General features: G+C 28.4%; 10 protein-coding genes and 1 pseudogene. All 11 read right to left on the bottom strand.

Going from position 1 to position 10,861, the window contains the following annotated elements:
* Positions 1-109 precede the first annotated feature (109 nt).
* Positions 110-2,446 carry a hypothetical protein gene (locus tag ELQ12_RS08855; RefSeq protein ID WP_243834145.1) on the bottom strand — a complete coding sequence of 779 codons (2,337 nt, stop codon included), beginning with the start codon at positions 2,444-2,446 and terminating at the stop codon, positions 110-112.
* The gene (locus tag ELQ12_RS10740; RefSeq protein WP_134264719.1) at positions 2,446-3,162 is read right to left on the bottom strand and encodes a hypothetical protein; all 717 of its coding nucleotides are present in this window, start codon (positions 3,160-3,162) and stop codon (positions 2,446-2,448) included. Before ELQ12_RS10740 ends, ELQ12_RS08855 begins: the two co-directional genes overlap by 1 nt.
* A gap of 59 nt (positions 3,163-3,221) precedes the next feature.
* A complete protein-coding gene (locus tag ELQ12_RS08845; RefSeq protein WP_126229689.1) occupies positions 3,222-4,259 on the bottom strand; it encodes a DUF1311 domain-containing protein in 1,038 nt (345 codons plus the stop codon).
* 79 nt (positions 4,260-4,338) lie between these two features.
* Positions 4,339-5,076 carry a hypothetical protein gene (locus tag ELQ12_RS08840; RefSeq protein WP_070286248.1) on the bottom strand — a complete coding sequence of 246 codons (738 nt, stop codon included), beginning with the start codon at positions 5,074-5,076 and terminating at the stop codon, positions 4,339-4,341.
* An 89-nt stretch (positions 5,077-5,165) separates the two neighbouring features.
* Positions 5,166-5,909, bottom strand: a complete 744-nt coding sequence (locus ELQ12_RS08835; RefSeq protein ID WP_134264718.1) for a hypothetical protein — start codon at positions 5,907-5,909, stop codon at positions 5,166-5,168.
* Positions 5,910-5,988: 79 nt separating this feature from the next.
* Positions 5,989-6,732, bottom strand: coding sequence for a hypothetical protein (locus ELQ12_RS08830; RefSeq protein ID WP_002861577.1), 744 nt, complete (start codon positions 6,730-6,732; stop codon positions 5,989-5,991).
* Positions 6,733-6,776: 44 nt separating this feature from the next.
* Positions 6,777-7,829, bottom strand: coding sequence for a DUF1311 domain-containing protein (locus ELQ12_RS08825; RefSeq protein ID WP_134264717.1), 1,053 nt, complete (start codon positions 7,827-7,829; stop codon positions 6,777-6,779).
* A 109-nt stretch (positions 7,830-7,938) separates the two neighbouring features.
* Positions 7,939-8,190 (bottom strand): hypothetical protein, encoded by a 252-nt coding sequence (locus tag ELQ12_RS08820; protein ID WP_171824241.1) that lies wholly within the window; start codon positions 8,188-8,190, stop codon positions 7,939-7,941.
* A gap of 166 nt (positions 8,191-8,356) precedes the next feature.
* The gene (locus tag ELQ12_RS08815; protein WP_002861575.1) at positions 8,357-8,968 is read right to left on the bottom strand and encodes a hypothetical protein; all 612 of its coding nucleotides are present in this window, start codon (positions 8,966-8,968) and stop codon (positions 8,357-8,359) included.
* A 1-nt stretch (position 8,969) separates the two neighbouring features.
* Entirely contained in the window at positions 8,970-10,415 is a 1,446-nt protein-coding gene (locus ELQ12_RS08810; RefSeq protein WP_002861574.1) for a hypothetical protein, read from the bottom strand.
* Positions 10,415-10,861 (bottom strand): annotated as a pseudogene (locus ELQ12_RS10735) (hypothetical protein); the annotation flags it as partial. The pseudogene ELQ12_RS10735 and the gene ELQ12_RS08810, both read right to left, overlap by 1 nt.

The following is a 10,861-nucleotide window of genomic DNA, read 5'->3' as shown; positions in this document are numbered from 1 at the left end:
GGACTAATTCATCATAATCCTTTTGGGCTTTTAAATAAATTTGTTCTTTATCTTTTATATTTGAGAGGGTAAGTTCAATGGCTTTGTTTTGTATAGTTTAAATCTTTAGTCATTTTAACACTAAATGCGTTATTCCTTGTGTTGTTTTAAAAGCAGGTGTGTTAAAATAGGCAAATAAAATTAATTGATATTTTTCATTCATATTATAAAGTATATTCCTATCATCTTGTGAAAGCATAGAAGTATTAAAGGCTATATCATTTCCTTGAAGATTTTCTAAAATCTTAATTTTAGATTGATTGCATTCTAATTCCTCTTCTTTTTTTATACAATATGCCCATTTAATTGTCTCATCGAAGAAAAATTTCTCCTCATTATTTAAGTAAGCTCTAACAAAAATAGTTTCATTGTAAGGGATTTTATCAGTAGTATTTTGCTGTTCTTTTTCTTTATAAGCTTGCAAACTTGTGATATATAAATTCTTTCTTGAATTTTTTATTTGTTTTTCATACCCATTTGCCTCAGTATCTAAATAAAGATTTTCTCCAAAATCTTGCATACTTACTTTATTTGTAAAAGTATAGCTTCCACCTTTCTTATCTGCAGAGCTTAAAGAGACTATTGCCACATTTCCAATTTTGTGCATTTGACTTGTGCTAAAGCCTTCTAAGGTTTTTGTAGCTATAATACATTTTGTAGCCCTTTTAAAAAAAGAAGAGTTTTCATCTAAAATTAAATCAATTTTAAAACTGCTCTTATAAATGCCTTCTTGATACTCTAACTTTAAACTTTCATAAATCCTTCTGTTCTCACAATTATGAAGAAATATTTTAGTGATGGTTTCATGATTATTTCCATTTTTATCTAAAATCTTAAGATTATTAAGTGTTAATTCAAAATTTCCCCCTCTATGTGATAAAATCTCTTCGCTACTATACCTTTCTAGTTTTAAATAGATTTTTAGCATCTTTGAAGCTTTATCTTGTAAAATTTTAAATTGATTTTCTTTAGCAAAACTGTATAATTCTATAGCATTTTCTTCATTACCAGCAAGAGCAACTTTTAAAATTCCATCGTTTTTATTAATAAAATATGATATATTGTTTTTTACTGCTTTAAAGTATATTTCATCTTCTTTTTTTAAAATAAGTTCTTCTTGGGTGCTACAAGAAAAAGCTTGTGGATTAATTGCTTGTTGTTCTTCTTGTGTTGGATCATATTTTAAATACATTAGCTCACATTGATCTTCTATCAATTTAGAACAATCTATTTTTGCTTTTGCTCCTATAAGTAAAGTAATAAAAGTATTTTTAGGTTGTTTTATTTGTATAATAGATGGAGTGGGATTTGGATAGAGTATAAGAATATTATGAGGTGTATTTGCTTCTAGTTTTTCAAACTTTTGTCTTAAAGTTTTATTAAGCAAGGTAACATTATCCAATTTATTAGCACCTAAATTCTCACAATAATTAGCAATACAATAAATATTATCTAAGCTAAAATTTTTTTGAGTGAGGGTGTTTAGGTAATCTAAATGAGGCTTAAGGGTTGCAACAATATCATTTATGGGCTTTTTGGTAAGTTGTGAAATTGGTTTAAGTTTTTGAATTTTTTTTAAATCGATAATATAATCTTGATAAGGTATAAAATCTAAATCGTTTTCATACCAAAGTGCTAAATTATATAGTGTATCTTGTTTATGAACTTGTTTGGAGCTTGTTCTATTTGTATTGATTTTATGTATTCTATATTTAATTATTTCCCTTTTGATATTTAAGTAAGAAAACACATCAAAAATAAGACTTATTTTATTAATATTTGGATTAGATAGATAAATATCGGCTTCATCGCAAGCCCTAATAAGAAATGGAATAAAGTTTTTTGGGTTAGTTTTGTATCGTATTAAAAACCACAATAGGAATCTCGAATTTTTGATAATAGAATCTCGAATATTATCTTTGATATTATTAAATCTGCCATGATAATGTAAAGAAACCAAGGAAGCTTTTTCTTGACTATATTCCAACAAGTTATCGCCAATATATTGTGATATATACTTTTTATATGAATCAAAGGTTCTTTCCAAAATTTCTTGGGCTTGTTCTTGCGTAAGCGAAAAATTAAACACTTTATTTTGTAAATAACCTTTTACTATCTTTGGGTCTGTAAAACCTGCCTTATTGGCTCTATATTTCTCTATAATTTCATAAAAAGTTAATTCTTCATCTCCTATTTTAAGTTTTTTAGAATCATCTGGTAAATACCCTTCTAAAAGTAACTTTGGATTATTTCCTGTCTTTAAATCAAGTCCATATCCAATAGTTACATTGCCTGCAATATGTATAGCATTTTCTTGTTTATAATTTGAATTTTCAAAAGCAATAAGAAGCTTTGCACATTCTTTTTTATAATCATTTTCATTTAATTTTTTAACATCATAAAGCATTATTGCATTTCCTTTTTATAGATATCTCCCCACTCAAATATCGTTTGGTTGCCACACATTGTGCTACAAAAATAATCGGGTGAATTAAATACTTTCTCATCTCTTATAAATACAATACCCTGTTGATTTTTCCTAATATAAATTTTACAATTTGCAAAATCCTTATCATCATTTAAAGCTATAGCTTCTTGTTGAGATTTTATCTGTAATTTCAAAGTTATATCGCATTCGTGCATATCATTAAATTCACTTTTATTTAGGATAGCCTCATATCTAGCTTCACAAATATTAAACTTATCACACTTTTTTATTGTAAAGCTCCCCATATAAAGATTTTCTTGTAATGTATAAGTCCCAAGCCACACATTGCCCGTGTGTGCTGTGTAATTTTGCAATTCTCCAACTCTATTTTGCAAAAGCTCTTTTACACATTCTTTAGATTTGCATTGATTTAGGGTTTGAAGCCATAATCGTTGCGATGTTAAAAGCTTATTTTGCTCATTTTTGTTTAGATTCTGTCTTAGTTCTTTATATGTCTTTGCCATATATCTATCAAGTTTTTGTAACTCCCCACTTTCATCATTACAAATCATCTTTTCAACCTTACTTTTTGCTTTAGCACAATCAAAACTAGGTTTGGCTTCTTTTGGGGATTGTGCATTAGCACCAATGCTTAACATTAAACACAATCCTAAAACTATTAAAATCTTTTGCATAAGAACTCCTTTAATTTACTCTGTATTTTTTGTCGTTTCAAACATCAATTATTTCCTTTTTAAAAAGTGCATTTTAATTCTCTTTTATTACCTTCTAAAAGATAAATGCGTGTTTCTGGATAAGTAGAATTCTCATCAAAATTAAATCTACCATTCCAAAGAGTAATATAATTTTTGCCTTGAAATTCCATAACTCCATAAGTTAAATAGCTTAGTATAGGAATTTCAGAGTTAAATTCTGCTTGTTCTGGTATTCCTGAAATTTTATTGCTTGGCAGGGCATATGTATCAAATGCTATGCTAGGCACTTCATTAACCATTACAGTTTGATAACTAGTTTTTTCTCCATGAAAATGCAGATCATCTCCATAGATTTTACCACTTGCTTTTGCATCTAGCTTACCATTTTTATATATCCAAAGTGCACTAAAATATTCCCCATCTGAAAGTATCACATTATCTAACACCCCATCATTATTAATATCAATTTTTCTTTTATAGACTCTAGGAGGACTGATAAAAAGACTTTTTTCTTTGATAGCTTTTGCCATTTCTTTTTTTATAATCTCTCTATTTTCTGTGCAATAATTATCAAAATTGCCATATTTATCATTTGCTCCAAAAGCACAATAACCTATACTAAAGGGAGGATTGACAGATGGAGGAACTTCTTGCCATTTACTGTCACCAAATTTATTTTTTCTTGCATATTCACATAGTTCTTTATTGTTAGAATCTAGCACTTCTCCTAGAAGTTTAAGTAATTGTGTAATGCGCTCTTCATAAGAATCTTTTATAAAATCAACTTCATTTAAATTTTTAATAAATGCTCTTTGTGAATCTAAAAGATCTTTTAGCCTTTGCTCCTTATCAGCAAAATTAGAAATCTTTAATTCTTTTCTTAATTGTGTATAGACTTCACCCATATAGCGATCTAAATTCTGTAACTCCCCATCTTCATCATTGCATATTATCTTTTCAACTTCTGTGCTAGCTTTAGCACAATCAAAGCTAGGTTTAGCTTCTTCTGGAGATTGAGCATTAGCACTAATGGCTAACATTAAACACAATCCTAAAACTATTAAAAACTTTTGCATAAGAACACCTCCTTTAAATAGAAATTAATTTTATTTATTTGTAAGCTTTTAAATTCCTCATAGTTATCTTAATTGGCATTTAGTTTCCTAATAATTTATTAAGTTTTTTATCTTCTGTAAAAGCTTGATAGAGCTTCTCATAAAGTATTTTATATACTTTTACTGCCTCATCAAATTCGCCTGAATTTGCTTCATTAATCCGAGATTGTAGAATAAAATAGTTCCATTGTGCAATATTATAAGCCATAAAATCTATAACAATGCCTTTAGTAGTGTTTTCAAAAAAATTATTAAATAAATTGTAGTTAGATAAAAAATTTATTTCATCATATTTTTCTAACGGGCAAGCAGCACCATTAAATTTTTCTACTCTTTGGTTAAAATTCCATTTTTTTCTATTAGCTTCGCTATCTATCATTCTAAAAGCTAAAGTAGCAATCGCTTCTAAATAAATTTGTTTTATGCAATAATTAGATCGAAAGTCTTCTTGTTTTCCTGTCCCAAATGGTACAATAAAATAGCACTGAAATACATTTCTATCGCTCATAACAGAGTGATTAAAATATTTCAGCTCTTCTCTTTCATTTTGCCCCTCTTTTGTGTTTTTTGGGATACTCTTTAGTATTGAAAAATAGAGTTTAGAATATAATCTATCAAGTTTTTGTAACTCCCCACCTTCATCATTGCAAATCATCTTTTCTACTTTTGTAGTTGCTTTGCTACAATCAAAGCTAGGTTTAGCTTCTTTTGGAGATTGAGCATTAGCACTAATGGCTAACATTAAACACAATCCTAAAACTATTAAAAACTTTTGCATCAGAACACCTCCTTTAAATAGAAATTAATTTTATTTATTTGTAAGCTTTTAAATTCCTCATAGCTTAAATTTGTTGTCTTAATTGGCATTTAGTTTCCTAATAATTTATTAAGTTTTTTATCTTCTGTAAAAGCTTGGTACAAATCATTATAGTACTCTTTGTATTCATCCACTATCATATCAAAATGATATATACCTATTTCATTTCTTAGAGAATATGTGATAAAATAGTTCCATTGTGCAATATTATAAGCCATAAAATCCACAACAACGCTTTGAGTAGTGTTTTCAAAAAATTTACTAAATAGATTATAATTAGATAAAAAATTCATATTTATCCCATCATAAGTTCCATTTTTATTGATAATAGGAATATTAATAAAATCTTCCATTTTTTGATTAAAATTCCATTTTTTTCTATTAGCTTCACTATCTATCATTCTAAAAGCTAAAGTAGCAATCGCTTCTAAATAAATTTGCTTTATGCAATCATTAGAATGTAGCTGAAAGTCTTCTTGTTCTTCGACTGCAAAATAACATTGGAATGTATCTCTATTCTTCATGACAGCTATATTAAAATACTTTAGTTTTTCTCTTGCATTTTGCCCCTCTTTTGTGTTTTTTGGGATACTCTTTAGTATTGAAAAATAAAGTTTAGAATATAATCTATCAAGTTTTTGTAACTCCCCACCTTCATCATTGCAAATCATCTTTTCTACTTTTGTAGTTGCTTTGCTACAATCAAAACTAGGTTTGGCTTCTTTTGGGGATTGTGCATTAGCACTAATGCTTAACATTAAACACAATCCTAAAACTATTAAAAACTTTTGCATAAGAACTCCTCCTTTAAATAGAAATTAATTTTATTTATTTGTAAGCTTTTAAATTCCTCATAGTTGTCTTAATTGGCATTTAGTTTCCTAATAATTTATTAAGTTTTTTATCTTTTGTAAAAGCTTGATAGAGCTTCTCATAGTATATTTTATATTTTTCTACCGCTTCATCAAATAAATCTGCATTTGCTTCATTAATCCGAACATCTACAAGAAAATAATTCCACTGCATAATATTGTAAGCCATAAAATCTATAACAATACTTTGAGTAGTGTTTTCAAAAAAATTGTTAAATAGATTATAATCGGGTAAAAACTCTATGTTCATATCATAGGCTCCATTAGAGTTTTCAATTGGGACAACAAAATCTTTCATTCTTTCATTAAAGCCCCATTTTTCTCTATTAGCTTCACTATCTATCATTTTAAAAGCTAAAGTAGCAATCGCTTCTAAATAAATTTGTTTTATGCAATAATTAGACTGACGGTCTTCTTGTTTTTTTGTCTCAAATGGTGCAACAAAATAGCATTGAAATATATTTCTATTACTCATAACAGAGTGATTAAAATATTTCAGTTTTTCTCTTGTTTTTTGCCCCTCTTTTGTGTTTTTTGGGATACTCTTTAGTATTGAAAAATAGAGTTTAGAATATAATCTATCAAGTTTTTGTAACTCCCCACCTTCATCATTGCAAATCATCTTTTCTACTTTTGTAGTTGCTTTGCTACAATCAAAGCTAGGTTTAGCTTCTTTTGGGGATTGTGCATTAGCACTAATGGCTAACATTAAACACAATCCTAAAACTATTAAAAACTTTTGCATAAGAACTCCTTTAATTTACTCTGTATTTTTTGTCGTTTCAAACATCAATTATTTCCTTTTGTATAAGTGCATTTTAATTCTCTTTTATTACCTTCTAAAAGATAAATGCGTGTTTCTGGATAAGTAGAATTCTCATCAAAATTAAATCTACCATTCCAAAGAGTAATATAATTTTTGCCTTGAAATTCCATAACTCCATAAGTTAAATAGCTTAGTATAGGAATTTCAGAGTTAAATTCTGCTTGTTCTGGTATTCCTGAAATTTTATTGCTTGGCAGGGCATATTTTTCAAATGCCCTGCAAGGCGTCTCATTTACTATGCAAACTTCTTCTTCAGTTTTTGCTCCACTAAAATGCAGATCATCTCCATAGATTTTACCACTTGCTTTTGCATCTAGCTTACCATTTTTATATATCCAAAGTGCACTAAAATATTCCCCTCGTGAAAGAATTACATTATCTAACACCCCATCATTATTAATATCAATTTTTCTTTTATAGACTCTAGGAAAACTGATATAAGGATCTTTTTCTTTGATAGCTTTTGCCATTTCTTTTTTTATAATCTCTCTTTTTTCTGTGCAATAATGATAAAAAATGCCATATTGATTATTTGCTCCAAAAGCACAATAACCTATACTAAAGGGAGGATTGACAGATGGAGGAACTTCTTGCCATTTACTGTCATCACTCTCATATCTTCTTGCATATTCACATAATTCTTTATTGTTAGAATCTAGCACTTCTCCTAGAAGTTTAAGTAATTGTGTAATGCGCTCTTCATAAGCATCTTTTATAAAATCAACTTTATTTAAATTTTTAATAAATGCTCTTTGTGAATCTAAAAGATCTTTTAGCCTTTGCTCCTTATCAGCAAAATTAGAAATCTTTAATTCTTTTCTTAATTGTGTATAGACTTCACCCATATAGCGATCTAAATTCTGTAACTCCCCACTTTCATCATTACAAATCATCTTTTCAACCTTACTTTTTGCTTTAGCACAATCAAAACTAGGTTTGGCTTCTTTTGGGGATTGTGCATTAGCACTAATGGCTAACATTAAACACAATCCTAAAACTATTAAAAACTTTTGCATAAGAACTCCTTTAATTTACTCTGTATTTTTTGTCGTTTCAAACATAATAACTACTCCTCAATGAAAATTCGTTTGGAGCTAGTTAAATGTGATTGCATAAAAAATTTTCTTAAAAATATACCAAAGGTAAAGAAATACCACAGATATACATTGTTAATAACTCCCATTCACAAGTAATACAGATAATCAAAAATAATAAATAATATGAAAAAAGCCAAGCAATCCAAAAACTTTTTGAACATACAAACCCACAAAAGCTTTGAAATCTTATCAAAAATACTATACATACACAAGATATACCACCAAGAATCAATACAGGCAATGTAAAGACATATGCTAAAAACCCAAATCCATCAGTCATTATCTCGCCTCACTTTTTACTATAATCCTCAATAGATTCTTTGTATCCAAATTATTTGGAATCTTAATATTTTTAAATATTGGGCTTGTAATTATAAAATCACAACCAAGATTGAAATGTTTCTGTGTTTGTTGGTAGTCGTGGTTTTGATATATAAGTTTTTGTATTATGGTTTGTCCTTGCCTATCATAGATAAGATTCTATATAGAATCTTAGTAAAAAATGACTTATGATTTTTATAGAGGATATAGCTAAGGAGTAGTGCAATTATACTGGGAAAAACCACAACAAGAACATAAAAAGTTATAGTGCGAATCGCCTCATTTCTCTCATCGATTTTAAGATAATATCTATCACACCATGAGCTGATATAATATCCAATAGCATACATCATTACAAAAGAAAGGATAAGTAGTCCAATCCCAATAAAAAATGAAACGATATATCTGCCTAGTCTTTTTGTAAATGAAATCTTTTGCATATCAAAATAAGTATAGATAATAGCATAGAGTATAAAGGTAAGATGTATAATTTGCAAGATAATGGGGATTAAAAACATTTGAAAAATTTCAAAAAGGCTGATAATAGTTGTATCGACAAATATTACCCACATAGCTAAGTATAACAACGCTGAAGCTCCAATATGCAGAGTAAGATTCACATATTGAGGCTTATATTTATACAATAAAAGCGTCAGACAATAAAGGGGTAGAAAATAGTATGCAATAAGACTAAGCCCATATATAAAAGGCTCATAATCACCACCAGCAAAAAACATCTTACTTCCTCACTATAAAAGCAGTATCTTGCATTTGCGTATGACTAAAATCCATATCCAAAAATGTAGAGCTATATAAAAAGAAATCTAAGCCTAGATTAAAATACTGCTTTGTTTTTAGAAAGTCTGAATTATATAAGGGAAATAAGAATGATTTTGGTGAGGTATATTTAAAATGAAATTTTGTATTTCGGTATTGCATTATCGAATTATATAAATCAAATCCTACCTTCTCATAATCCCATGCCCCAATAAGCTGATCGCTACCATTATTATTAAAATTCACAGTATTAATGATAAAAGCACGCACCTTTTTGCACGCAGCATATAAAGAATGGTAATTATAGAATCTTGTAACTCTAGTGATTTGTATAAGGCTTGGTATATATAAGATATTAAAAGTCCCTGCAATAGAGTATAGAGCAAAATTCTGCTTGTATTTTGGGTTAGAGTGGAATTTATCTAAAACTTCTTTTTCATGTTGTATGGAGTTTTGCAATGGAAATGCATCAAATTTACTTAAGCCTAAATGCGGTAAAAACACATCATTTTTTATATCAAACCTTTGAAAATATAAACTATTATCGATAATATCTGATGGTTTTTGTAAGTCTTTTATAGCTCTATGAGTTTCTGCTAGAGTGCAATCAATGGTAATTTGTGGATAATCATTTATTCTTATAAGATAAGAGGCATTATAATTGGGTATTTCTTTATAAGCAAAGACTAATAGTGCTTTTTGCTCTTGTGTGTCTTTAGGGTTTGGTAGTTGCAAACTAAGAGATTTTCCACAATAAGCTTTGTTGTCTAAATGTCTATGAATGATAGAAGAAGATAATAGGGCTTTATCTTCTTCTTTTTCAATATAAAAACAATCTTTTAAAATTTCTTCATCAAATAAAGAACTTTCCTTTTTGTCATTAGTTAATTGGTTTTTGTTTAACTTATCTAAGGTGTTTTTATCCTGAATAAAAACATAACCCCATTTAATTTGCTCTTCTTTGATTTTTGTATCCTCATAAATAGCTTCAAATTCTACTATATCACCAAAAGTATAGAAATTACGCGCTATTTTTTCATTATTTTCTAAGGTAAATTCTTTGGATTTTAGCCTAATAGAGTTTATAGGGCCTTTATCTGCCTTTCTTTCAAATTTTATTTCACACCAATGCCCATACTCATAACTTCTTAATAAAAATCTATGATTATAGATGGGTTTGTTTTTATAAACACTAGATTGATTTAAAATTAATTCAAAGCTTTGTGCTTCTTTACTAAAAATTTCACTAGCATTTAAATGAGCTTCCCTCATTCTATTGGTTGTAAAAATAGTCTTTTTATTGCCCTGTGCTATTTCATAAAGCTTAAATTCTTGATTATGCAGAAGAATATTATTAGAACTTAAAAGCCTAATATTTAAACTATTTTTTTGATTAAGTGCTTCCATTACTCTGCCCTAAGCTCTCCACCTCTAACCACAAGTCCTTTAGAGTCTATAGTTACTTCAACTCCACCTGCTTTAATGATAACACAATCTCCCTTAGTAACAATTTGAGTATCACCTACTTGGTGGAGGATTTGACTACCTGCTTTTACTTCACAATCTGTTTGAAAGTCAAAAGTTGAATTATCTGATTCTAAAGAATATTGTTCCTCTACCTTTGTCTGCATGGAATTGGACTTTAAGGATGTATTATCTTGTATGTGGGCGGATAAATTTTGATGAACATTAAGGAAAAATTCTTTTTCTATTGTTTGGGTTAAAGACTTTTCTATTAATAATTTATTTTCTCCCTTCACATTTCTTGTCTCATCTTTATGGATAATAGTATTTTGATTAGCACCTATTTCTATATCTTTGTTTTCTCCTACAAACTCATGAGAGTTTTTAGC

Source organism: Campylobacter sp. US25a (assembly GCF_004379075.1).
GTDB lineage: Bacteria > Campylobacterota > Campylobacteria > Campylobacterales > Campylobacteraceae > Campylobacter_D > Campylobacter_D jejuni.
The sequence above is the reverse complement of the archived record's forward strand: the minus strand, read 5'-3'. Positions and strand labels throughout refer to the sequence as shown.

Excerpts from the sequence above, each read along its gene's own strand:
- ELQ12_RS08840 (WP_070286248.1), bottom strand. The coding sequence starts at position 5,076 with ATGCAAAAGTTTTTAATAGTTTTAGGATTGTGTTTAATGTTAGCCATT.
- ELQ12_RS08830 (WP_002861577.1), bottom strand. The coding sequence starts at position 6,732 with ATGCAAAAGTTTTTAATAGTTTTAGGATTGTGTTTAATGTTAGCCATT.
- ELQ12_RS08825 (WP_134264717.1), bottom strand. The coding sequence starts at position 7,829 with ATGCAAAAGTTTTTAATAGTTTTAGGATTGTGTTTAATGTTAGCCATT.
- ELQ12_RS08845 (WP_126229689.1), bottom strand. The coding sequence starts at position 4,259 with ATGCAAAAGTTTTTAATAGTTTTAGGATTGTGTTTAATGTTAGCCATT.
- ELQ12_RS08810 (WP_002861574.1), bottom strand. The coding sequence starts at position 10,415 with ATGGAAGCACTTAATCAAAAAAATAGTTTAAATATTAGGCTTTTAAGT.
- ELQ12_RS08815 (WP_002861575.1), bottom strand. The coding sequence starts at position 8,968 with ATGTTTTTTGCTGGTGGTGATTATGAGCCTTTTATATATGGGCTTAGT.
- ELQ12_RS08820 (WP_171824241.1), bottom strand. The coding sequence starts at position 8,190 with ATGACTGATGGATTTGGGTTTTTAGCATATGTCTTTACATTGCCTGTA.
- ELQ12_RS08855 (WP_243834145.1), bottom strand. The coding sequence starts at position 2,446 with ATGCTTTATGATGTTAAAAAATTAAATGAAAATGATTATAAAAAAGAA.
- ELQ12_RS10740 (WP_134264719.1), bottom strand. The coding sequence starts at position 3,162 with ATGCAAAAGATTTTAATAGTTTTAGGATTGTGTTTAATGTTAAGCATT.
- ELQ12_RS08835 (WP_134264718.1), bottom strand. The coding sequence starts at position 5,909 with ATGCAAAAGTTTTTAATAGTTTTAGGATTGTGTTTAATGTTAAGCATT.